The organism is Actinosynnema sp. NPDC059797 (assembly GCF_042732085.1).
Classification (GTDB): domain Bacteria; phylum Actinomycetota; class Actinomycetes; order Mycobacteriales; family Pseudonocardiaceae; genus Actinosynnema.
This window is the reverse complement of the sequence record NZ_JBHWIE010000002.1, coordinates 64,231-87,218: the sequence shown is the minus strand read 5'-3', so window position 1 is coordinate 87,218 and position 22,988 is coordinate 64,231. Positions and strand designations below refer to the sequence as shown.

The following is a 22,988-nucleotide window of genomic DNA, read 5'->3' as shown; positions in this document are numbered from 1 at the left end:
CCGGGTCGACACCCAGCGCGCCGATGGGTCTGTCATTGAAACCGCAACCAGTTCTAGGATGCCCGAGTGCAACCGCTCCTCCACCGTGCCGCGTCGGCGTTGGGTTGGCGCGGCATCGTCGTCCCCGACGTCGCCGTGTTGGGCCACCAGGTCTCGGCCGTCGTGCGGGTTCGCGCCGACGTGCACGAGTGGCGCAGCGCGAACGGCTGGCCGCCGCAGGCCGACCCCTCGTGGTTCCGCTCGTGGTTCGAGCCCGCCGCGCACGACCAGCTGCCCGTGCCCGCGGTGGAGCTGGTCGGCGTCCTGGTCGGGGAGTCGACGGTGGACCGCGCGCTGCAGTCGTGCGGGACGTTGATGACGCTCGCGCCGTGCTCGGTGGTGCTGCCCGCGCCGCAGGGCGGCCAGTCGTGGCCGCTGATCGAGCTGGACTACTACGGCATCGGGGTCGTCTCGGTGGACCCGTCGGGCGCGGCCGAGCTGGTGGTGCCGCCGGAGGACCGGTCGACGGAGTTCGGGCCGTCGCTGTTCGGGCGGTGGCTGCTGGAGGTGCTGTACGAGCGGGTGCTCAAGGAGGTGCCCGCGGACGCGCGGGTGCTCGGCTGAGCGTGCGGACACCGGGAACGGCGCCGGCGAGGCCCGGGACCGGTAGGACGGTCGGGGCCGGATAGGCCGGAGCAGGATATGCCTGACCAGGGCAGGCCAGGACGCCAAGACAGGCTGGGGCGGGCCGGCTGGTTCAGGGCCGGCTGGTTCGGGGCCGGCTAGTTCGGTATCGAGCGGATCAGGTTGCGGAGGCCCTCGGCGTCCAGCAGGTCGGCCGGGCGCAGGGTGTGGTCGTGGCGGACGTAGTGGAACGCCGCGCGCACCTTCTCCACGGGCGTTCCGGTGAGCGCCGCCCACGCCAGTCGGTAGGCCGCCAGCTGCACGGACAGCGCCGGCAGGCGCTCCTCGTCGGGCACCGAGCCGGTCTTCCAGTCGACCACGGTCCAGCCGCCGTCCTCGTCGGCGAACACCGCGTCCATCCGGCCGCGCACCGACATGCCCTCGATCTCGGCCTCGAACGGCACCTCGACGTCGTAGGGGGTGCGGCGCGCCCAGTCACTGGCCAGGAACGCCTCCTGGAGGCGGCCGAAGTCCGAGTCGGGTGCGGCGCCCTCGTCGGCGGCGCCGGGCAGCTCGTCCAGCTCGAACAGGCGGCTCGCGCCGAACCGCTGCTCCAGCCACGTGTGGAACGCCGTGCCCCGGCGGGTCAGGGGGTTCGGCGGGAACGGCAGCGGGCGGCGGAGTCGGCGGGCCAGCTGGTCCGGGTCGGCGGCCAGCTCGACGAGCTGGCTGACCGTGAGGTGCTCGGGCAGCAGCACGCGTTCCCGGCGGTCGGCCGCCGCGGCGCGTTCGGCCAGCAGGACGTCGACGTCGCGGGCCCAGCCCTCGGGGTCGTCCTCCGGTAGGTCGTCCGCGGCGAGGTCGTCCGCCGCGAAATCGTCCGCCGTGAGGTCGGGCTCCGCGGGGTCGGGCCCCGGGGGGCCGGGCCGCCCGTCGACGAGGTCGGCGGGCGGCTCGAAGTCGGGCAGGGACGCGAGGTCCGGCGGCGGCGCGTGGTCGGCCGGCGGCGCGAGGTCCGGCGGCGGCTCGAAGTCGGGCGGTTCGGGGGGCAGGTCGTCGTACGGCGGGGGCTCGTCGGGCGGCGGCGGCCCGTCCGGGGTCGGGTCGTGCGGGGTCAGGTCATCCCCGGCCAGGTCGTGGAAGGCGGGGTCGTCGACCGGGGCCGGTTCCTCGGGCGGCACGACGTCGTCGGCGTGGCCGGACACCGCCTCCGCCGAGCCCGAGCCCGAACCCTCCGGGACCTCGACGGGCTCGGGCTCGGCGAGCAGGCGCTCCAGCGCCGCCAGCACCAGCTCCGCCCCCTCCACCACCGCCGCGCGGCGCCGGCCCAGGGGGTCGGCCGGCCACTGGGCCGTCTTCGTCTGCGACGCCAGCGGGTTCGGCGCGTCCTCCGCCGGCGGCGGCGCCCAGACCGCGATGTCCGCCGGCGGGTGCTCCGCCGCCAGCACCGCCGCGCGGATCTCGGTCAGGAACGTCGAGGGCCCCTTCGGCTTGTCCCCCGTCTCGCCCCACCAGTGGCCGGACACCAGCAGGCTGTGCTCGGCCCTGGTCAGCGCCACGTACAGCAGCCGGCGCTCCTCCACCAGCCTCCGGGTGTCGAAGTCGTCCTCGTGCCGGACGAGCGCCTCCTCGACCTCCTTGCGGTCGTAGTGGGGCTGCAGCCGCAACGTGGGCAGGTCCTCCGCGTCACCGCGCAGGTCCGCCGGCAGCTCCGGCACCGTGCGCAGCCACGACGAGGACTTCTTGCGCCCCGGGAACACGTCCTTCACCACGTGCGGGACGGCCACGATGTGCCACTCCAGGCCCTTCGCCGAGTGCATGGTCAGCACCTGCACCCGGTTCTCGGCCACCTCCACCTCGCCCGGCTCCAGGCCGTCCTCGGCCTGCTCGGCGGTGTGCAGGTAGTCGACCAGCGAGGGCAGCGTCGCGGACGGGCTGGCCGCGGCGAAGTCGTTGACCACGTCGGCGAACGCGTCCAGGTGCGCCCGGCCGACGCCGCCGGGGCGGGACAGGGCCTCGATGTCCAGCAGCAGCGTGCGCTCCACGTCCGCGACCAGCTCCGGCAGCGGCTGGTCCAGGCGGCGGCGCAGCGCCGACAGCTCGGCGCCCAGCCTGCGGATGCGGCGGTAGCCCTCGGCCGAGTACGCGGTCGGGTCGCCCGGGTCGTCCAGGGCGTCGGCCAGGCCCGCCTGCTCGGCGTGCTCGCCGGGCAGGGCGTCGGCCAGCACGGACAGCGGGTCGTCCACGACGGCCTGCCGCGTCGGCGCGCCCGCCAGCTCGCGGGCCCGCGCCCACAGCGCCGCCAGGTCGCGCGCCGCGACCCGCCACCGGGACCCGGTGAGCAGGCGGGCGGCGGCGGTGCCCGCCAGGGGGTCCACCAGCACGCGCAGGGCGCTGACCAGGTCGCGGATCTCCGGTTCGTCCAGCAGGCCGCCCAGGCCGACGACCTCCACCGGCAGGCCGCGCTCGCGCAGCGCCGCCGCGATGGCGGTCATGTCGGAGCGCCGCCGGACCAGCACGGCCGCGGTCGGCGGCTCGTCGCTGGTGTCCAGGTGCGCCTCCCACTGCGCGGCCACGGTGTCGGCCAGCCAGTCCAGCTCCCGGCGGATGTCGTCGAACAGGGCCACGCGCACGTCGCCGGGCCCCGCGCCGTCGCGGGCGTGCAGCTCCTCCACGTCCAGGCCCATCGCGCGCAGCGGCGCGGCCACCGCGTTGGCCAGGGCCAGCACCTCGGGCGGATTGCGGAAGCTGGTGAGCAGCCCGTACTTGCGGGCGGGCGGGAAGTCGTGCACGAACCTCGGCAGGTTGGCCGCCGACGCGCCGCGCCAGCCGTAGATGGCCTGCGCCGGGTCGCCCACCGCGGTGACCGGCATCGGCTCGCCCCGGCCGAACAGGGACCGCAGCAGCACGCGCTGGGCGTGGCCGGTGTCCTGGTACTCGTCGAGCAGGACCGCGCCGTACCGCTCGCGCTCGCCGCGCACCACCTCGGGGTGCTCCAGGGCGAGCCGGGCGGCCAGGGACATCTGGTCGGCGAAGTCCATCGCCGCCTCGCGCCGCTTGCGCGCCTGGTAGGCCTCCAGCAGCGGCAGCAGGTTCGCGCGCAGCCGCTGCGCGTTGACCACGGCCTGCAACGACTGCGGCAGCGCCTCGCCCTGCCGCTTGGTCCGCGGCGCGGACTCGACGGCCCGGCACAGCCGCTCGGCGTGCCGGCGGAGCTGGTCGGGCTCGACCAGGTGCTCGCCCAGCTCGCCCGCCAGCGACAGCAGGTAGTTGGTCACGGTCGCCGGGACCTTGTCGGTCTCGATGTCCTCCGCCCACGTCGACACCACGCGGTGCGCGAGCTGCCACGCCGCGGTCTCGGTGAGCAGCCGCACGCCCGGTTCGACGGGCAGCCGCAAGCCGTGCTCGCCGACGAGCCGGCCCGCGTAGGCGTGGTAGGTGAGGACGACGGGCTCGGTGGTCAGCACGGCGGCCCGGCGTTCGCCGCTCGGGTCGAGCCGGTCCAGCAGCGGTGAGCCGGCCAGCCGCCGCAGCCGGGCCCGGACGCGCTCGGACAGCTGGCGGGCGGCCTTGCGGGTGAAGGTCAGGCCCAGGACTCGGTCGGGCGTGACGAAGCCGTTGGCGACCAGGTAGACGACGCGGGCGGCCATGGTCTCGGTCTTGCCCGCGCCCGCGCCGGCCACGACGAGGGCGGGCGCGCCCGGCGCGGCGACCACGGCGGCCTGCTCCGGCGTCGGCCTCGGCAGCCCCAGTGCTTCGGCGACCTCGAACGGGCTGGCGAGCGCCCCCGGCTCACCCGCTCGTTCGACCCCACCCGGCACGACCACAAGGGGGCATTCTTCGACATCACGCCCCGCTACCTACGGCGACCCGCAGGGCGACAAATTATTGCCTGCTCAGGACGGCCCTCACTGGCTAACCTGCCGCCCGGAGGAGTGGATCGGGCACGAGGTGCGGGCCGGGCAGCGGTCGCAGTCGCCGTTCTCCTCCGCCCGGTACGCGGGGCCGACGCTCGACCCGGCCGCCACCTGCACGGCCTCCAGCCACACCCGCACGCCCTGCTCGTCGAGCGGCGTCTGCTCCAGCTCGGCCGCGCCGGTCTTCTTGTTCTCCTTGGCCACGTAGAGCAGCCGCGCGCCGCCCGGGTCGGTGCCCAGGCCGAGGTGGGTGAACCCGCCGAGCGCGGTGGCGAGCTGGTACACCGCGAGCTGCGGGTGCTCCTGGGCCTCCTTCTTCGTCACCGGGTTCCGGCCGGTCTTCACGTCGATCACGACCGGCCGACCCTCGCGGTCGGTCTCCAGCCGGTCGACGCGGCCGCGCACCCGCAGCCACGGCCCGCCCTCCTTGCGCGGCACCTCGACGGAGATCTCCTCCTCCACCGAGACCTGCGTGAGCTGGGAGCGGCTGGACGCGAGCCAGTCGAGGAACGTGTCGAGCATCCGCTCCACGCGCATCCGCTCGCGCCGGGAGAACCAGGGCGCGCCCGCGTCCACCGCCGCCCACGCCTCGTCCAGCCTGGCGCGCAGCTCCTTCTCGTCCGCGCCGGTCGCGGCGGCCTGCGCCAGGGCGTGCACGAGGGTGCCGGTGACGGACGCCAGCTCGGCCGGGTCCTGGCCGCCGTGCCGCTCCACCACCCACCGCAGGGGGCACTTGGTCAGCACCTCCACCGTGGACGGCGACACGCTGACCGTGTGCTCCTCGGTCCACAGTGGATCGTTCGTGGTCACGTCCGCCAGGCCGTACCAGGAGTCCGGGTGCGCGCCCGGCACGCCCGCCGCGGCCAGCCGCGCGAGCTGGGCCGCCGCGCGCCGCCTGCGCCCGTCGGGCTCGTCGTCATCGCACACCACGCGCCGCAGCTCGCCGACCAGCTCGGCCAGCACCAGGCCGCGCTGCGGGGTGAACACCGCCCGCTCGGGCGCGTCGGTGGACAGCTCCTCGATCTCGTCGAGGAACCGCGACGGCTGGAGGTCCTCCCCGCGCACCGCGCTGACCAGCAACGCCCGCCGGGCGCGGCTCGCGGCGACGAGCAGCAGCCGCCGCTCCTCGGCCAGGATCGGCGCGATCGAGGACAGCACCGCCGCCGTGTCCGCCCGGACACCCCCGACCACGTCGAGCATCCGCTCCACGCCCAGCAGCGACCCGCGCAGCCGCAGGTCGGGCCAGCTCCCCTCCTGCACGCCCGGCACCGCCACGACCGTCCACTCGCGACCGGTGGCGGCGTGCGCGGTGAGCACCGACACCGCCTCGCCGACCGGCGCGGACGGGGCCAGGGTGTCGCCCACGATCTGCTGCATCTCCAGGTAGTCGACGAACCCGTCGGCGCTGGAGCCGGGCAGCCGGTCCACGTACTTGGCGGCGGCCTCGAACAGGCCCACGACCGCGTCCAGGTCCCGGTCGGCCTGCGTGCCGGAGACGCCGCCGCGCGCGGACTGCGCCACCCACCGCTGCTCCAGCCCGGTGGACCGCCACAGCTCCCACAGCACCTGCTCGACGGTCAGCCCGTTGGCGATGCCCTCGCGCGCCCGGCGCAGCAGGCCCGCGATCCGCCGCGCGGGCTGCGCCTCGGCGTCCTCCAGCGCGGCCAGCCGGTCGTCGTCCTCGACCACCTCGACCAGCAGCGCGCCGCTGGACCGGTCGCCGCCCGCGGCCAGCTCCAGCCGCCGCAGGCCGCGCCGCAGCCTGCGCAGCGCCAGCGGGTCCGCGCCGCCCAGGGGCGAGGCCAGCAGCATCGCCGCGGTGTCCTCGTCCAGCGACCCGGGCACGGCCGCGCAGCGCAGCAGCGCCAGGAACGGCAGCACCGCGGGCTGCTGCCCCAAGGGCAGCTCGTCGTGCGGCACGGCCACCGGCACGCCCGCCGCGAGCAGGGCGCGTTGCAGCACCGGCAGCACCCGCGTCGCGGACCGCGCCACCACCGCCATCTCCGACCACGGCACGCCGTCCACCAGGTGCGCGCGGCGCAGCTGGTCGGCCACCCAGCTCGCCTCCTGCGCGGCGGAGGCGAACAGCCGCACCTGCACGTGCCCCTCGCCGTCCACCGGGTCGACCTCGCGGGCGGGCGAGGCGCCCGGCAGCCGGGACGCGAGCCTGCCCACCGCGGCGCGGATCTCCGGGGTCATCCGGTGGCCCCGCCGCAGCACCACCACCGGGCCGTCCGCCCGGCCGAGCAGGGTCGGGTCCGCGCCGCGGAAGGAGAACACCGCCTGGTCCGGGTCGCCGGCCAGGACGAACTCGTGCGCGGTGTCGCCCAGCACGCGCAGGAACTCGAGCTGGAGCGGGTCGAGGTGCTGCGCGTCGTCCACCAGCAGGTGCCGCACGCGCCGCCGCTCGGCCTCCAGGATCCCGGATTCGGTCTCGAAGGCCAGCAGCGCGCTGCCGACCAGCTCGGCCGCGTCGTACGACGGCGCGTGGCCCTGCCCGCTGCTGGCCAGCAGGTTCACCTGTTCGTACTGGGTGCCGAACAGGCCGGCCGCGATCCACTCCTCGCGGGCGTGCTTGCGGCCCAGCTCGGTCAGGTCCTCGGGGGCGAGGCCGCGCTCGGTGGCGCGCAGCAGCAGGTCGCGCAGCTCCTGGGCGAAACCGGGCAGGGTCAGGGCGGGCCGCAGCCGGGCGGGCCACTTCGGCGCGCCCACGCTCACGTCGCCCGCCAGCAGCTCGCGCAGCACCGCGTCGTGCTCGGGCGCCGACAGCAGCCGGGGCGCGGGCTCGCCGTTGAGCACCGCCTGCGCCCGCAGCACGGCGAACGCGTACGAGTGCACGGTCCGCACCAGCGGTTCCTGGGTGGTGGGCAGCACGCCGTCGGCCGCGGGCCCGGCCAGCAGGCGGGTGACGTGGGCGCGCATCGCCTCGGCCGCGCGCCGGTTGGCCACCAGCACGAGCACCTGCTCGGGGTTCGCGCCGCCGCGCAGCACCCGGTCCGCGACCACCTCGGCCAGCAGCGTCGTCTTGCCGGTGCCCGGACCGCCGAGGACCCGCAGCGGGCCGCCGGCGTGCGCGAACACCTCCCGCGCGGGCGCGTCCCAGTCGCGGCGGGGCTCCTCCCGCCGCTCCGGCCGCACCAGCAACGGCGCCCTGTTGACCACCACGGCAGGAGATGGAACCACGGCCCACCGACAGACCCGTCACCGGCAGGCCGTGGAATGCTGTTTCCCGTGGACGAACAGTTGCACGAGGCGGTGCGGGAGGTCGTGCGCTCCATCCCGGCCGGGCGGGTCGCCACCTACGGCGACGTGGCCGACCTGGCGCGCGCCCCGTCGCCGCGGCTGGTGGGCCAGGTCCTCAACGGCGACGGGCACGACCTGCCGTGGCACCGGGTGCTGCGCGCCAACGGCACTTGCGCGCCCCACATCGCCGAAGAGCAGTTGCAGCGGCTGCGCGGTGAGGGCGTGATCGACCAGGAGGGCAAGGTCGACCTGCGCAAGTACCGGTGGGAGGAGGCCGTCAAGGAGCCCGCGGAGGAGCCTCCGGGGTTGTGGTGACGCCCGTGGTGACGTTCGGGGTGACGCGCGCTTCGACGCGCGCCACCTCCTGCTCCACCTCCGGGTCGCGGGTCAGCGCGGCCGCCAGCCTGAGCTGCGGCAGCGCCTCTGCGTGCCGGCTCTGGCGGCTGAGCGTGCGGCCGAGCAGCAGGCGGGCGTAGCCGTCGGCCGGGTCCAGCTCGACCAGCTCGGTCAGCACGCGCTCGGCCTTGCCCAGCGCGGCGGACCGGAAGTGCGCCAGCGCCAGCTCGGTGAGCACGGTGCGGTCGCGCGGCGCCTGCTCGGCGGCCTCGGCGAGGTAGCGGGCGGCGCCACTGGGGTCGCCCGCCGCCAGGAAACCGCGGCCACGGCGCAGCAGTTCGACGACGTCGGTCATGACAGCTCCTCGTCCGCCGCGGTGACGTGGGGGACCTGGGTCCGCCCGAGCCGCCCGGCCTGGAAGTCCTCGATGGCTTGGATGATCTCCGCGCGCGTGTTCATCACGAACGGGCCGTAGCGCGCGACGGGCTCGTTCAGGGGCAGGCCGCCGAGCACCAGCACGTCCCACGTCGTGGCGGCGTGCATCGTCAGCGCTCCGCCCCGGCCGAAGACGGCCAGGTGGCCCTCGTCCAGCGGGCGGCGCTCGTGGCCGACGGTGCCGCGGCCGGCGAGGACGTAGACCATGGCGGTGAAGTCCTCCGGCCACGGCAGGTCGAGGCGGGCGCCGGGGCCGAGCGTGGCGTGCAGGTAGGTGATCGGGGTGCGGGTCAGGCCGGGGCCGGTGGAGCCGGCCACGTCGCCCGCGATCACGCGGACCAGCGCGCCGCCGTCGCCGCTGGACAGCAGGGTGGTGTCGCGGGCGGCGATGTCCTGGTAGCGCGGCGGCGTCCACTTCTCCGCGCGGGGCAGGTTGACCCACAGCTGGACGCCGTGGAACAGGCCGCCCCTGGCGATGACGTCCTGCGGCGGCAGCTCCGAGTGCAGGACGCCGCTGCCCGCGGTCATCCACTGGGTGCCGCCGTCGGTGATCAGGCCGCCGCCGCCCGCGGAGTCCCGGTGCTCCAGCGCGCCGTCGATCATGTAGGTGACGGTCTCGAAGCCGCGGTGCGGGTGCCAGGGCGCGCCCTTGGCCTCGCCGGGGCCGTACTCGACCGCGCCCATGTGGTCCAGGAGCAGGAACGGGTCGGCGTCGGCGAGGTCCACGCCCGGGAAGGGGCGGCGGACCTGGAAGCCCTCGCCCTCCAGGAACTTCCGCGCCTGGACGACCTTGCGGACCGGCCGCCACGCGGTGGCGGTGTCGGGCAGCGCGGGGAGGCGGGGCAGGGTGAGCGTGTCGGCGGTGACGGCGGGCATGGCTGCCTCCTTCGGCTGGGCCGCCCGGACCGGGCGACTCACCCGCGTCAACCTGGTTGAAACCTCAACTATTCCACGCGCGCCCACCGCCCCGAACGCACAACACAGGCACCCCGAACGTACGACTCGCGCGCCCTGAACGTACGACTCGCGCGTCCCGAACGTACGACTCGCGCGTCCCGAACGTACGACTCGCGGTGTCCGAGTGGAGGACACGCGATGCCTGGCCGGAGGACACGCGGGTCGGGGAGGGCTGTTGTCGGCGTGTCGTCCGGTCAGGCATCGCGAGTCGTACGTTCCGGTGTCGCGAGTCGTACGTTCGGGACCGGTGAGTTGTTCGGTCGAGGCCGGGTGGGTGGGTGGGGTGGGGTCAGGCCACGTCTTGGAAGCAGCGGGCCTCGTAGTAGCGCAGGAGGACCGCCTCCACCACGCGCAGGTGGGCGCCGATGGGGGCGGCCACCACGGCCGCGCCGGAGGCCGCCACCGCGCGGTGGAACAGGCCCGGGGCCAGGAGCCAGGAGGCCACGGCCACGCGGCCCGGGGACTGGGCCACCACGTCGGCTATGCGGGGGGTGGCGGTGGCGGCGTAGCCGATGGCGACGGGGCGGCCGACGCGGCGGGACAGGGCGTCCGCCACGGCGCGCACGTCGGCCAGGGCGCGGGGGTCCGAGGAGCCGGCGGCGGCCAGCACCACCGAGTCGCCGGGGCGCCGGCCCGCCTCCGCCAGGCGGGACAGCAGGGCCGGGACCAGGGCGGGGCCGATGGGGGCGGTGATCACGGCGTCCGGGTGGCCGGAGGCCGCCACCTGGGCCGGGATGTCCACGCGGACGTGGTAGCCGGCGGCCAGGAAGGCCGGGACGACCACGGCCGGGCCGTCGACCGACGACAGGACCGACGTCACGTCGGGTTGGCGCACGTCGGCGTAGGCGACGCGGACCGGCACGCCGCCCAGGCGGGCGCGGACCAGCGCGGCGATCTCCTCCACCACGGCGGCGCCGGCGGGGTCCCGGGTGCCGTGGGCGACCAGGACGAGGGTCATACGGCCACCCCGGCGGGGTCCATGGCCAGGCGGTAGCCGCGCTTGACCACGGTGGTCACCATGCGCGGTTCGCCCAGGGCCGTCCGCAGCCGGCCGATGGCGGTCTCCACGGCGTGCTCCTCTCCGCCGCCGGGCAGGGCGGCCAGCAGGTCGCGGCGCGAGACCACCCGGCCGCGGGCGGCCGCCAGCGCGCGCAGCACGGCCATCGGCGCGGGCGGCACGGGGCGCAGCTCGCCGTCCACCACCACGGCCTGGCCGCGCAGCTCGACCTCGCGGCCGGCGATGCGCAGGCGGGTGGCCCGCGCGGGCAGTTCCAGGGTCAGCTCGCGGGCCAGCGCGCCGATGCGGGCGCGGGCGGGCTGCACCACCGGCACCCCGGCCCGCACCAGGGGCGCCGCGGTGATCGAGCCCACCGCGACCACCAGCACGTCGCCCTTGAGCGCCGACACCAGGTCGGGCAGCCTGCCCTGCTGCTCGGCGGTGCTCAGCACGGACGCGGCGGCGGGCGCGCTGGTGAACGTCAGGGCGTCCACCTGGCGCGCCAGCACGGCCTCCAGCAGCCGCTCCAGCGGCGCCGGGTCCTGCGGGCCGGTCCACCGGTAGACGGGCACCGAGATCACGTGCGCGCCCGCGTCCCGCAGGGTCGTGGTGAACTCCGGCAGCGGCTCGCCGTGCAGCTGCACCGCGATGCGCTTGCCCGCCACCCCGGACCGCAGCAGGTGGTCCAGCAGCTCGGCGTTGCTCTCCCCCTCCGGGGACCACTCCTCCACCAGCCCGGCCGCGCGCACCGCGCCCCTGGCCTTCGGGCCGCGGGCCAGCACCGCCGCGCCGGACAGCTTCGCCAGCAGCCGCGCGGCCAGGCCCCAGCCCTCGGCGGCCTCGAACCAGCCGCGGAAGCCGATGCCGGTGGTCGCCACCACGACGTCCACCGGCTCCTCCACCACGGTCCTGGTCGCGGCCAGCAGCTCCGCGTCGTCGGGCAGCGGCACGATGCGGATCGCGGGGCCGTGCAGCACGGTGGCGCCCTTGCGCTCCAGCAGGGCGCCCAGCTCGTCGGCCCGCCGGGCGGCGGTCACGCCGATCGTGTACCCGGCCAGCGGAGCGGCGTTCACGCCGAACCGACCCGGACGACGTCGCCCACCGGGGCCCCGTCGGCCGGACCGACCAGCACCACGCCGTCGACCACCTCCACCGGGTGCACGGGCACCGCGGTGGCCGGGTCGTCCAGGCACTTGCCGCCGGCCAGCTCGAACGCCTGCTTGTAGACCGGCGACACCACCACCGGCACGCCGCCGCGGTCGCCGACGATGCCGCGCGACAGCACGGCCGCGCCGCTGAACGGGTCGATGTTGCCCAGCGCGTGCACCGTGCCCGCCGAGGTCAGGAACACCGCCACCTGCGTCCCGTCCGGGAGCAGGGCGGCGACGCCCCGGTCGGGCAGCAGGGCGCTCAACTCGCACACGGGTGTCATGGGGAAACCTCCGCCTGGTCGTTCGCTCCGCCCGGGGTGGGTACCCCGAGCAGGACCGGAACCTTCTGACCGCGTTCCTCGCGGAAGGAGATGGTGGGGTCGGGCGTGCCCGGCGCGTTGACGAACGAGGTGAACCGGGCCAGCTTCTCCGGGTCCTCCAGCACGCCGCGCCACTCGTCGGCGTAGCCGTCCACGTGCTTGGCCATCGCGGCCTCCAGGTCGGCGCAGATGCCGAGGCTGTCGTCCACGATCACCGCGCGCAGGTGGTCCAGGCCGCCCTCCAGGCCCTCGATCCACGTCGAGGTGCGCTGGAGCCGGTCGGCGGTGCGGATGTAGAACATCAGGAACCGGTCGATCAGCCTGATCAGCGTCTCGGTGTCCACGTCGGAGGCGATCAGGTCGGCGTGGCGCGGGGTGAAGCCGCCGTTGCCGCCCACGTACAGGTTCCAGCCGTTCTCGGTGGCGATGACGCCGAAGTCCTTGCCGCGCGCCTCGGCGCACTCGCGCGCGCAGCCGGACACGGCGGACTTGAGCTTGTGCGGCGACCGCAGGCCCCGGTAGCGCAGCTCCAGCGCGATGGCCAGGCCCACGGAGTCCTGCACGCCGTAGCGGCACCACGTGGTGCCCACGCAGGACTTCACCGTGCGCAGCGCCTTGCCGTACGCGTGGCCGGACTCGAACCCGGCGTCCACCAGGCGCTTCCAGATGCGCGGGAGCTGGTCCACGGTCGCGCCGAACAGGTCGATGCGCTGCCCGCCGGTGATCTTGGTGTAGAGGCCGAAGTCGCGCGCCACCTCGCCGATGACGATCAGCTTCTCCGGGGTGATCTCGCCGCCGGGGATGCGCGGCACCACCGAGTAGGTGCCGTTGCGCTGGATGTTGGCCAGGAAGTGGTCGTTGGTGTCCTGGAGCGCGGCCTGCTCGCGGCCCAGCACGTGGCCGTGGTCCAGCGACGCCAGGATCGAGGCGACGGCGGGCTTGCACAGGTCGCAGCCCCGGCCGCGGCCGAAGCGGGCGACCAGCTCGGAGAACGTGGTGATGCCGGTGGACCGCACGACCTCGAACAGCTCGGCGCGCGACTGGTCGAAGTGCTCGCACAGCGCCTTGGACTGCTCGACGCCGCACTCGGCCAGCAGCTTCTTCAGCATCGGCACGCACGAGCCGCAGCCGGTGCCCGCCTTGGTGCACGCCTTGATGCCGGGCACGTCCACCGCGTCGCCGGAGGTCACCGCGTCCACGATGTGCTGCTTGGTGACCGCGTGGCACGAGCAGACCTGCGCGTCGTTCGGCAGGGACAGCTCGGCGCCGCCGCCCGCCGGCCCGATCAGCGACACCGGGTCGCCGGGCACCGGGCGGCCCACCAGCGGCCGCAGCAGCGGGTACTTGGAGGCGTCGCCGACGAGGACGCCGCCGAGGAGGGTCTTCGCGTCGTCGGACACCACGACCTTGGCGTAGGTGCCCGCGACCGCGTCGTTGACCACGACCTCCAGCGCGCCCTCCTGCCTGGCGTGCGCGTCGCCGAACGAGGCCACGTCCACGCCGAGGAGCTTGAGCTTGGTGGACGTGTCCGCGCCGGGGAACGCCGCGCCGCCGCCGAGCAGCCGGTCCGCGACGACCTCCGCCATGGAGTACCCGGGCGCCACCAGGCCGTACACCACGCCGTCGAGGTTGGCGCACTCGCCGATGGCGTAGACGTGCTCGGCGGAGGTGCGGCAGCCCCCGTCGACGAGGACGCCGCCGCGCTCGCCGACGGCCAGGCCGGACGCGCGGGCCAGCTCGTCGCGGGGCCGGATGCCCGCGGAGAACACCACGACGTCGAGGTCCAGCTCGGTGCCGTTGGACAGCTTGGCGATGAGCCGGTCGCCGTCGCGCTCGATGGACGAGGCGGAGGTGCCGGTGTGCACGGTCAGGTCGAGCTTCTCCACCAGCCGCTTGAGCAGGCCCGCGCCGCCCTCGTCGACCTGGAGCGGCATCAGGCGGGGACCCAGCTCGACCACGTGCGGCGACACGCCCATGCCGCGCAGCGCGTTGGCCGCCTCCAGGCCGAGCAGGCCGCCGCCGAGCACCATGCCCGCGTGCCGGCCCGCGGACCGGGAGGCCTCGACGGTGGCGCGGATGGCGTCCAGGTCCTCGATGGTGCGGTAGACGTGGCAGCCGGGCAGGTCGCGGCCGGGCACCGGCGGCACGAACGGGATCGAGCCGGTGGCCAGCACCAGCGCGTCGTAGCGCTGGGTGCGGCCGGCGGCCGTGCGGACCTCCCGGGCGGCGGTGTCGAGGCTCACGACCGGGTCGCCGAGGTTCAGCTCGACCAGGTCGTCGTCGTGCGGCTCCATCGCGAGCGAGGAGGCGTCCCAGGTGTCGACGTAGGAGGACAGGGCGACGCGGTCGTAGGCGGGGCGGTTCTCCTCGGCGAAGACGACGATCCGCCACTGGTCGGTCGCGTCCTTCTCCCGCAGCGCCTGGACGAGACGGTGCCCGACCATGCCGTGACCGACCACCACGAGCGTTCGAGTCATGGACCAATCCCCTCCTTCTGCCCGGTTATGCTCACCGGGCACCGTGTCGTGCCAAGGTCGCGAATGTTGCGCAGGCGTTAAAGCAGGTTCACGCCGCACGTCAGCGCGGTGTGCGTCAGACGCCCGCGTACGCGAGGCTCGGCACCCGGACGAAGACGCGCCGCCGCAGGTAGAACCACCACGTCGTGGTCACGCACAGCGCGTAGAACACCAGGAACGCCGTGAGGGCGGGCGCGAGCGTCCTGCTCCCCTCCAGCGAGAACTTGAACACCAGGTTGACCAGCACGCCGCCGAACGCGCCGACCGCGCCCGCGATGCCGACCACCGCGGCGGCCTGCCGCTTGGCCGAGGCGACGTCCGCCACCTGGGTGGCGAAGATCGCCGGGATCATCCGGTAGGTGGAGCCGTTGCCCACGCCGGCCAGCACGAACAGCCAGATGAACGAGCCGAAGAACAGCGGGAAGCTGCCGACCTCGGTGCTGACCAGCACGCCGACCGTGCCGACCGCGAGGCCGAGGAAGGTCAGCAGGGTGATCCGCGCGCCGCCGAACCGGTCGGACAGCCACCCGCCGAACGGCCTGCTCACCGAGCCGATGAGGGCGCCCAGGAACGCCAGCGCGACGAAGCCCCTGTAGTCGACGAAGCTCAGTTTGATCAGCGACGGGAACGCGAACGAGAAGCCGATGAACGAGCCGAACGTGCCGATGTAGAGGAACGACATCACCCACGTGTGCTTGTTGGTCATCGCCTTCTTGTAGGAGGTGCCGTCCGGCTTGGCCTGCACCAGGCTGTCCATCAGGAACCACGCGCAGGCGGCGGCGACCACGATGAACGGCATCCAGAACGCGGCCGCGTAGGCGAGGTTCACGCCCGTGCCGATGGTGATGACCATCGGCACGACCAGCTGCACCATGGCCACGCCGAGGTTGCCGCCCGCCGCGTTCAGGCCCAGCGCCAGGCCCTTCCTGCCCTCCGGGTAGAAGAAGGAGATGTTCGCCATGGAGGACGAGAAGTTGCCGCCGCCGAAGCCCATCGCGGCCGAGGTGAGCAGGAAGAACCAGTAGGGCGTGCCCGGGTTCGTCACCGCGACGATCAGCATGGCGCACGGGATCAGCAGGAGGCTGGCGCTGATCGTGGTCCACGCCCGGCCGCCGAAGCGCGGCACCGCGAACGTGTAGGGGATGCGCAGCACCGCGCCGACGAGGTTGGGCACGATCAGCAGCCAGAACTGCTGCCCCACGGAGAAGTCGAACCCGACGGGGCCGAGGCTGACCACCACGATGCTCATCAGGCTCCACACCGTGAAGCCCAGGTTCTCCGCCAGGATCGAGAACACCAGGTTCTTGCGCGCCACGCGCTTGCCCGTGCGCTCCCAGAAAGCCGGGTCCTCCGGCTCCCAGTGCTCGATCCACCGCCCGCCGCGCTTGTTCTGCGGCGCAACGGCCCCGGTCTCCACCACCGTGCTCATAGGACCCTCCCGAACACCGATTCGCTCTGGTGCGAACGGTAGGAACGGCCTATTACCCCCGCGTTGGAAGAGGTGTCGCGGCCGACAACTCCCGCGCACATCACGCGGGCTGGGGCTGTGAGGCCGCGAGCCAGTCGACGATGCCGCACACCGCGTCCTTGCAGCCGCCGCAGCCGGTGCTCGCCCTGGTGGCGTCGGCGATGGCGGACACCGTGGTGGCGCCCGCCCGCCAGGCGCTGACCAGCTGCCCCTTGCTGACCGTGTTGCAGCGGCACACCACGGCGGACGCGGGCAGGTCGGCGGGGCTGGCCTCGACGCCGCCCGCGGTGGGCAGCGCGCGGCCCAGCAGCAGGGCCAGGCGGTCGGTGGGCGCGGGCAGGCCGCGGTCGTAGAGCTGGGTGATGGCCGCCGCGGCGTCCGGCGCGCCGAGCACGATCGCGCCGGCCACCCGGTCGTCGCGCAGCACCAGCTTGGCGTAGCGGCCGCGCGCCGGGTCCTGGAAGCACAGCACCTCGGCGTCCGGGCAGTCGACCTCCACGTGCACGTCGCCCAGCGCGGCCAGGTCGACGTCGCGGGCCTTGAGCCTGGTCACCACGGTGGTGCCCGCGTAGCGGGCGGCGGGCGCGGCGCCGGTGAGCCGGTCGGCGAGCACGGCGGCCTGCTCCCACGCGGGTTGGACCAGGCCGGACACCGTGCCGACGTGCTGCGCGCAGTCGCCGATGGCGTGCACGCGCGGGTCGCTGGTGCGCAGCGCGTCGTCGACCAGGACGCCCCGGTCGACCGCCAGTCCCGCCTGCTCGGCCAGCGCCGTCTCGGCCCGCACGCCCGCGGACACCACGACCAGGTCGGCGGGCACGTGCGTGCCGTCGTCCAGCTCCAGGCCCTCGCCCGGGACGTACCGCCCGGCCAGCGCGCCGAGGCGGAACTCGATGCCGAGCCCCTCGAGGGTCTTGGCGAGCACGCGGCCCGCGCCCGGGTCGAGCTGGCGCTCCATGAGGTGCCCGACCGGGTGCACGACGGTGACCAGGCAGCCCCGGCCGGCCAGGCCCCGGGCGGCCTCCAGGCCGAGCAGACCGCCGCCGATGACCGCGACCGGCGTGCCCGGCGACGCCTTCTCCACGATCAGGGCGCAGTCGTCCAGCGACCGGAACGCCACCACGCCGGGGGCCAGTTCGCCGTTGCCGTCGAGCAGCCCCTCGGTCGGCGGCACCCACGAGCGCGCGCCCGTGGCCAGGACCAGCGCGTCGTAGGGCACCTCGCCGTCGCCCACGTGCACCACGCGCCGGGTGCGGTCGATCTTGGTGACGGACTCGCCGAGCCGCAGGTCCACGCCGTGGCGGGCGGCCCAGTCGGTGTCGTGCAGCCGCACCGCGTCCGCCGTCAGGGACCCGGCCACCACGCTGGACAGCAGCACCCGGTTGTAGGCGGGGTGCCGCTCGTCGCCCAGCACGGTCACCGCGACCCGCTCGGCCGCGGGGTCGCGACGGCGGATCTCGTCGGCCAGTCGGGCGCCGGCCATGCCGTAGCCCACGACGACAACGTTCCTCATACCGTCTCCAATCGGACCGCGCACACCTTGAACTCGGGCATCCGGCTGGTCGGGTCCAGCACCGGGTTGGTCAGCAGGTTGGCCCGGCCGTCGCCGGCGTAGTGGAAGGGCAGGAACACGACGTCGATCCGCATGGACGGCACGCAGCGCACCCGCGCCGCGGTCCGGCCGCGCCGCGACACCACGGCCGCGCGGTCGCCGTCGCGCAGGCCCGCGCGGGCGGCGGTGTCCGGGTGGACCTCCACGTAGGCCTCGGGCTCGGCGGCGTTCAGCTCGGCCACCAGCCGGGTCTGCGCGCCCGACTGGTAGTGCTGGAGCACCCGGCCCGTGGTGGCCTGGAGCGGGTAGTCGGCGTCGGGCAGCTCGGCGGGGCCGCGGTGCTCGACCGGCACGAACCGGGCCCGGCCGTCGGGGTGGGCGAAGCGGTCCAGGAAGACCCGCGGGGTGCTCCGCTCGACCACCGGCCAGTGCAGCGCCTCGCCGGCGCGCAGCCGCTCGTAGGTGACGCCGGAGTAGTCGGCCGCGCCGCCCGCGGAGGCCCGGCGCAGCTCCTCGAACACCACCTCGGGCTCGGTGGGGAACCGCTCGGCGGGCTGCCCGAGCCGGGTGGCCAGGCCCTGGAGCACGTCGAGGTCGCTGCGCACGCCCTCGGGCACGGGCACGGCCCGCTGCCGCAGCAGGACCCGCCCCTCCAGGTTGGTCATGGTGCCGCCCTCCTCGGCCCACTGGGTGACCGGCAGCACCACGTCGGCGACCGCGGCCGTCTCCGACAGCACCAGGTCGCACACGACCAGCAGGTCCAGCGCGGCCAGCCGGTCGGCGACGTGCTGGGCGCGGGGCGCGGAGACCACGACGTTGCTGCCGAACACCAGCAGCGCCCTGGGGCCGCCGGGTTGGCCGAGCGCGTCGAGCAGCTCGTAGGCGGACCGGCCGGGTCCGGGCAGGTCGTCGACGCCCCACACGCCCATGACGTGCTCGCGGGCCGCCGGGTCGTCGATCTTGCGGTAGCCGGGGAGCTGGTCGGCCTTCTGGCCGTGCTCCCGGCCGCCCTGGCCGTTGCCCTGGCCGGTGAGGCAGCCGTAGCCGGAGCCGCGCCGGCCGGGCAGGCCCAGCGCCAGGGACAGGTTGATCCACGCCGACACGGTGTCCGCGCCGCTGGCGTGCTGCTCGGTGCCGCGGCCGGTGAGCACGTAGGCGCTGCCCGCCTCGGCGAGCATCCGCACGGCGGCCCGCTGGTCGGCGACCGGCACGCCGGTGACCCGCTCCACCCGTTCGGGCCACCACGTGGCGGCGATCCGCCAGGCGTCCTCGAAGCCGCCGGTCCGCTCGGCCAGGTAGTCCCGGTCCAGGTGGCCGTCGGCGACCGCGGTGTGCAGCAGGCCCAGCGCGAGCGCCAGGTCGGTGCCGGGCGCGGGCTGGAGGTGCAGGGTGGCCAGCTCGGCGGTGGCGGTGCGGCGCGGGTCCACCACGATCAGCTCGGCGCCCTTGAGGTGCTGCACGAACGGCGGCATGGTCTCCGCCGGGTTGCCGCCGACCAGCAGCACGGCGTCCGCGCCGTCGAGGTCGGTGACCGGGAACGGCATGCCGCGGTCCAGGCCGAACGCCCGCAGGCCCGCGGCGGCGGCGCTGGACATGCAGAACCGGCCGTTGTAGTCGATCTGGGAGGTGCCCAGGGCGACCCGGGCGAACTTGCCGAGCAGGTAGGACTTCTCGTTGGTCAGCCCGCCGCCGCCGAACACGCCGACCGCGTCGGGGCCGTGCGCCGCGCGCAGCCCGGCCAGCCGGTCCGCCACGAGGTCGAGGGCCTCGTCCCAGGTCGCGGGCCGCAGCTCGCCGTCGCGGCGGACCAGCGGCGTGGTGAGCCTGGCGGGCGAGGTCAGCAGCTCGGCGGAGGTCCAGCCCTTCTGGCACAGGCCGCCGCGGTTGGTCGGGAACTCCCGGGGCGACACGGCGCCGTCGGTGATGGTCATCGCGCACTGGAGGGCGCAGTACGGGCAGTGCGTGTCGACCCCGGTCGCTTTCGCGCGGGGTGCGTCGAGCACGGGCAGGCCGGCGGCGGTGGAGTCGGTCACCCGGCCGACGGTAAGAAGGGGCTGTTAACGCCAGAACGCGCGATGTTTCGTCCACGCGAACTTGACTGCTCAGCGCGGGCGGCGCCCGGGTGAGGTCACAGCAGCTCGGCCACCCGCGCGGCGGCGCGCTCCAGGCCGACCAGCGAGCGGGGGCCCGACCGGGGGTGCAGGGCGTGCACCGCGAGGCGGAACAGGACGGCTCGCAGCAGCACCTGCGGCCACTCCTCCAGGTGGGCCCACCGGCCCAGGATGCCGTGGTCCGCGCCGCCCCACGCGAGCGCGTCGACCACGACGACCGCGGCGCCGTAGGGCGCGGGCCGCCAGTAGGCGGTGAAGTCGATGATGGCGGGCGGCGCGTCGCCCGCGAACAGCACGTTGCCGAACAGGTCGCCGTGCACGACCTGGGGGCGCAGCGCGACCGGCTTGCGCTCCGCCGCGTACCGCTCGAACAGCCGCCCGCCCAGGTCGGGGTCGAGGTCGGCGTCGCCCTCCTCCCACGCGCGGCGGTCGGCGGTGGCGAACAGGTCGGTGCGGGCGTCGAGGAACCGGGGCCTGGGCAGCCCGGCGGTGGCCCGGTGGAGCTTGACGGCGACCTCGACGACCTCGTCGTGCCGGGGTTCGGCGCGGCCGGCCAGGTACTTGGTGGCCGCCCAGCCGCCGACCACGTAGCGGCCGTCGGTGGAGCGGAGGGGCCGGGCCACGCGCAGGTCGTCGACGTCGAGCGCGTCGAGGGTCTTGGCGACCCAGGTGGCCTCGGCGGGCTTGCCCGCGGGCCGGACGGCCGCGTCGCCGCACTTCCAGACCGGGCCGCCGTCGATCAGCTCCGGTTCGGCGTCCCGCGCGCCGAACGCGGCGCGCACGTGCGACGGTGGCGGCTCCGGAGACGGGTTCACGGCCGGCACGCTACCTGCACGGGCCGTCTCGGTGGTGGACCTCGCGACGGCAACCTGTGGTGTCCACGCATTCGGCCTAACCGCAATAATGCGGTTTCAGCAACGACGGCGGAGCTGTGAGCAGGCTCACGCGCGTGGCGTGCGCCGGCGAGGTGCGCGACCGCCGCGGAGGGGTACCCCGCTCCACCGGGGCCGCCGGCGAGGGCGACCCCGGTGGGAGGCGGTCAGTGGGAGCCGGTCAGTAGGTCGGCAGGCTCGGGTCGACCTCGCGGGCCCACGCCAGCACGCCGCCGCCGACGTGCACCGCGTCCTTGAACCCGGCCCGGTGCAGCGCGGCCAGCGCCTCCGCCGAACGCGCGCCCGACTTGCAGTGCAGCACCACCGGCTTGTCCTGCGGCAGCTCCGCGAACGCCTCGCCCGACAGGATCCGGTCCTTCGGGATCAGCACCGAGCCCGGGATCTTCACGATCTCGTACTCGTGCGGCTCGCGGACGTCCACGAGCAGGAAGTCCTCGCCCGCGTCCTGCTTCTGCTTCAGCTCCAGCGGGGTGATGGTGCTGCCCGCCGCGGCCTGCTGGGCCTCGTCGGAGACCACGCCGCAGAACGCGTCGTAGTCGATCAGCTCGGTGATCTTCGGGCTCTGCGGGTCCTTGCGGATCTTGATGGTCCGGTAGGACATCTCCAGGGCGTCGTAGACCATGAGCCGGCCGAGCAGCGGGTCGCCGATGCCGGTCAGCAGCTTGATCGCCTCGGTCACCATGATCGAGCCGATCGACGCGCACAGCACGCCCAGCACACCGCCCTCGGCGCACGACGGCACCATGCCGGGGGGCGGCGGCTCGGGGTAGAGGTCGCGGTAGTTCAGGCCCTGCCCGTTCGGCGCGTCCTCCCAGAACACGCTGACCTGGCCCTCGAACCGGAAGATCGAGCCCCACACGTACGGCTTGCCCAGCAGCACGGCGGCGTCGTTGACCAGGTACCGGGTGGCGAAGTTGTCCGTGCCGTCCAGGATCAGGTCGTAGTCCCGGAAGATGTCGAGCGCGTTCTCCGAGTTCAGGTGGGCCTGGTGCAGCACCACCTTCACGAACGGGTTGATCTCGGCGACCGAGTCCCGCGCCGACTCCGCCTTGGGCCGGCCGATGTCGGACTGGCCGTGGATGACCTGGCGCTGGAGGTTCGACTCGTCGACGACGTCGAAGTCGATCACGCCGAGCGTGCCGACGCCCGCCGCGGCCAGGTACAGCAGGGCCGGGCTGCCCAGCCCGCCCGCGCCGACGACCAGGACCTTCGCGTTCTTCAGCCGCTTCTGCCCGTCGACCCCGACGTCGGGGATGATCAGGTGGCGGCTGTACCGCGCCACTTCTTCCTTGGTCAGCTCCGCTGCGGGCTCCACGAGCGGCGGAAGCGCCATCTGAGTCCTCCTCGACGAAACATGTCCTCTACCGACGGACAACACCAGCCTGCCCCGCCGTCTTCCCGCGCGGGAAGTCGTCCCACGCCTCGGGAAGCCCTCTAGGGGGATACCGGGAACGGGTTGGGCGTGCACACCTTGCCGTCGGCGGGCACGGCGTTGCGGTCGCCGCCGGGCACCGAGTTGAGCTGCGCGACGTAGTCGTTGGCCACGCCGAACGACTGCTGCATCATCACCGGCGCGGCCTTGCCGTTCTCCGCGCAGCCCACGTGCGGGTTGTTCAGCACGTGCCCGACCTCGTGGTTGATGGCGTACGTGCGGTAGGCCGTGATGTCGTTGTTGTAGACCTTGCCGCCGCGCACCCAGCGGGCCACGTTGATGATCACCCGGCCGGTCGGCTGGTGCCAGCACGAGGACTCGAACTGGATCGAGTAGCCGCAGATGGAGTGCGTGGTGCCGGTGGTGGTCAGGCTGATCGTGAAGTCGACGTCGTCGCCCTCCACGCGCTGCATCGAGGCCTGGCCGGTGCCCACCCAGCTGCGCGGGTCGGACAGGAACGAGTCGACGGTGCGCGCGAACGCCTCGCGGTCGCCGCCGTAGTCGGCGGGCTCCACGCCGTCCTCGATGGCGATGTTGTACCGGTAGAGCCTGCCCTCGCCGACCTTCTCGGTCCGGCCGGGGACGACCTGCCACGTGCCCGCGCCCTGCTCGGAGAACTTCGGGCCCTCGGGCAGCATGGCGGTCGGGAAGTTCCTCAGGTCGATGTCCGCCGGCGGCTTCTCGCTGGCGGCGGGCGTGGCGGGGCTGGTCGGCACGGCCCGGTCGCCGACCTCGCCGCCGTTCGCCGCGGTGTTCTGCCCGGTGCCCGCCGGCGTGGCGGTGTCCAGCACGACCAGCGCGGTCAGCACCAGCAGCACCGGCACCGCGTAGACCCGCCAGCCGTAGTTCGCGACCAGGCCCTTCAGCCCGCGGCGCCGCCTGCGCGGTCGGCGGCCCGCCGGTTCCCACGAGGCCGCCAGCGGTTCGGCGCCGGTGCGCCGCGCGCCCCGGCGGTAGCGGTCCTCGGACAGCGACGGCCGGTCACCCGAGGGGGACCCGGCGGGGTCCGCCGTGCCCTGCGTCGTCCGGTTCACGCCCACCAGGGTGCCACAGCCGCGTT

Annotated in this window: 16 protein-coding genes; 2 read left to right on the top strand and 14 right to left on the bottom strand. The window is 74.7% G+C overall.

Annotated elements, in window-relative coordinates; genetic code table 11:
• Positions 1-66: 66 nt before the first annotated feature.
• Positions 67-603, top strand: coding sequence for a hypothetical protein (locus tag ACFV4N_RS01325; protein ID WP_344040946.1), 537 nt, complete (start codon positions 67-69; stop codon positions 601-603).
• 158 nt (positions 604-761) lie between these two features.
• On the opposite strand, the gene ACFV4N_RS01320 is transcribed toward ACFV4N_RS01325, so the two are convergent.
• Positions 762-4,424: an ATP-dependent helicase gene (locus ACFV4N_RS01320; protein ID WP_499670490.1), complete on the bottom strand. Its 3,663-nt coding sequence runs from the start codon at positions 4,422-4,424 to the stop codon at positions 762-764.
• Between the two features lie 87 nt (positions 4,425-4,511).
• Complete coding sequence (locus tag ACFV4N_RS01315; RefSeq protein WP_499670489.1) at positions 4,512-7,685, bottom strand: ATP-dependent helicase; 3,174 nt, start codon at positions 7,683-7,685, stop codon at positions 4,512-4,514.
• 66 nt (positions 7,686-7,751) lie between these two features.
• Between ACFV4N_RS01315 and ACFV4N_RS01310 the strand changes: the two genes are divergently transcribed.
• Positions 7,752-8,078: an MGMT family protein gene (locus ACFV4N_RS01310; protein WP_499670488.1), complete on the top strand. Its 327-nt coding sequence runs from the start codon at positions 7,752-7,754 to the stop codon at positions 8,076-8,078.
• Here the strand turns inward: ACFV4N_RS01310 and ACFV4N_RS01305 are convergent.
• The 12 genes from ACFV4N_RS01305 to ACFV4N_RS01250 all read right to left on the bottom strand — a co-directional run bounded on the left by ACFV4N_RS01305 (position 8,041) and on the right by ACFV4N_RS01250 (position 22,962).
• A complete protein-coding gene (locus tag ACFV4N_RS01305; protein WP_499670487.1) occupies positions 8,041-8,454 on the bottom strand; it encodes a tetratricopeptide repeat protein in 414 nt (137 codons plus the stop codon). The genes ACFV4N_RS01310 and ACFV4N_RS01305 overlap by 38 nt on opposite strands.
• The gene (locus ACFV4N_RS01300; RefSeq protein WP_499670486.1) at positions 8,451-9,410 is read right to left on the bottom strand and encodes a pirin family protein; all 960 of its coding nucleotides are present in this window, start codon (positions 9,408-9,410) and stop codon (positions 8,451-8,453) included. The genes ACFV4N_RS01305 and ACFV4N_RS01300 overlap by 4 nt, the downstream gene beginning before the upstream one ends.
• Before the next feature lie 370 nt (positions 9,411-9,780).
• A complete protein-coding gene (locus ACFV4N_RS01295; RefSeq protein WP_499670485.1) occupies positions 9,781-10,449 on the bottom strand; it encodes a sirohydrochlorin chelatase in 669 nt (222 codons plus the stop codon).
• A complete protein-coding gene (locus tag ACFV4N_RS01290; RefSeq protein WP_499670484.1) occupies positions 10,446-11,561 on the bottom strand; it encodes a uroporphyrinogen-III synthase in 1,116 nt (371 codons plus the stop codon). Before ACFV4N_RS01290 ends, ACFV4N_RS01295 begins: the two co-directional genes overlap by 4 nt.
• Complete coding sequence (gene nirD, locus ACFV4N_RS01285) at positions 11,558-11,920, bottom strand: nitrite reductase small subunit NirD (RefSeq protein ID WP_499670483.1); 363 nt, start codon at positions 11,918-11,920, stop codon at positions 11,558-11,560. Before nirD ends, ACFV4N_RS01290 begins: the two co-directional genes overlap by 4 nt.
• Entirely contained in the window at positions 11,917-14,436 is a 2,520-nt protein-coding gene (nirB, locus tag ACFV4N_RS01280; protein ID WP_499670482.1) for a nitrite reductase large subunit NirB, read from the bottom strand. The genes nirD and nirB overlap by 4 nt, the downstream gene beginning before the upstream one ends.
• Positions 14,437-14,551: 115 nt before the next feature.
• The gene (locus ACFV4N_RS01275; protein ID WP_499670481.1) at positions 14,552-15,904 is read right to left on the bottom strand and encodes an MFS transporter; all 1,353 of its coding nucleotides are present in this window, start codon (positions 15,902-15,904) and stop codon (positions 14,552-14,554) included.
• 100 nt (positions 15,905-16,004) lie between these two features.
• Positions 16,005-17,453 carry an FAD-dependent oxidoreductase gene (locus ACFV4N_RS01270; RefSeq protein WP_499670480.1) on the bottom strand — a complete coding sequence of 483 codons (1,449 nt, stop codon included), beginning with the start codon at positions 17,451-17,453 and terminating at the stop codon, positions 16,005-16,007.
• Positions 17,450-19,423 (bottom strand): molybdopterin oxidoreductase family protein, encoded by a 1,974-nt coding sequence (locus ACFV4N_RS01265; RefSeq protein WP_499670550.1) that lies wholly within the window; start codon positions 19,421-19,423, stop codon positions 17,450-17,452. The genes ACFV4N_RS01270 and ACFV4N_RS01265 overlap by 4 nt, the downstream gene beginning before the upstream one ends.
• Positions 19,424-19,620: 197 nt before the next feature.
• On the bottom strand, positions 19,621-20,418 hold the full coding sequence (locus ACFV4N_RS01260) for a TIGR02569 family protein (RefSeq protein ID WP_499670479.1): 798 nt from the start codon (positions 20,416-20,418) through the stop codon (positions 19,621-19,623).
• Between the two features lie 238 nt (positions 20,419-20,656).
• Positions 20,657-21,829, bottom strand: coding sequence for an adenylyltransferase/sulfurtransferase MoeZ (moeZ, locus tag ACFV4N_RS01255; protein WP_499670478.1), 1,173 nt, complete (start codon positions 21,827-21,829; stop codon positions 20,657-20,659).
• A gap of 101 nt (positions 21,830-21,930) precedes the next feature.
• Positions 21,931-22,962, bottom strand: coding sequence for a DUF3152 domain-containing protein (locus ACFV4N_RS01250; protein WP_499670477.1), 1,032 nt, complete (start codon positions 22,960-22,962; stop codon positions 21,931-21,933).
• Positions 22,963-22,988: the final 26 nt, after the last annotated feature.

Excerpts from the sequence above, each read along its gene's own strand:
- ACFV4N_RS01305 (WP_499670487.1), bottom strand. The coding sequence starts at position 8,454 with ATGACCGACGTCGTCGAACTGCTGCGCCGTGGCCGCGGTTTCCTGGCG.
- ACFV4N_RS01300 (WP_499670486.1), bottom strand. The coding sequence starts at position 9,410 with ATGCCCGCCGTCACCGCCGACACGCTCACCCTGCCCCGCCTCCCCGCG.
- ACFV4N_RS01295 (WP_499670485.1), bottom strand. The coding sequence starts at position 10,449 with ATGACCCTCGTCCTGGTCGCCCACGGCACCCGGGACCCCGCCGGCGCC.
- nirD (WP_499670483.1), bottom strand. The coding sequence starts at position 11,920 with ATGACACCCGTGTGCGAGTTGAGCGCCCTGCTGCCCGACCGGGGCGTC.
- nirB (WP_499670482.1), bottom strand. The coding sequence starts at position 14,436 with ATGACTCGAACGCTCGTGGTGGTCGGTCACGGCATGGTCGGGCACCGT.
- ACFV4N_RS01275 (WP_499670481.1), bottom strand. The coding sequence starts at position 15,904 with ATGAGCACGGTGGTGGAGACCGGGGCCGTTGCGCCGCAGAACAAGCGC.
- ACFV4N_RS01270 (WP_499670480.1), bottom strand. The coding sequence starts at position 17,453 with ATGAGGAACGTTGTCGTCGTGGGCTACGGCATGGCCGGCGCCCGACTG.
- ACFV4N_RS01265 (WP_499670550.1), bottom strand. The coding sequence starts at position 19,423 with ATGACCATCACCGACGGCGCCGTGTCGCCCCGGGAGTTCCCGACCAAC.
- moeZ (WP_499670478.1), bottom strand. The coding sequence starts at position 21,829 with ATGGCGCTTCCGCCGCTCGTGGAGCCCGCAGCGGAGCTGACCAAGGAA.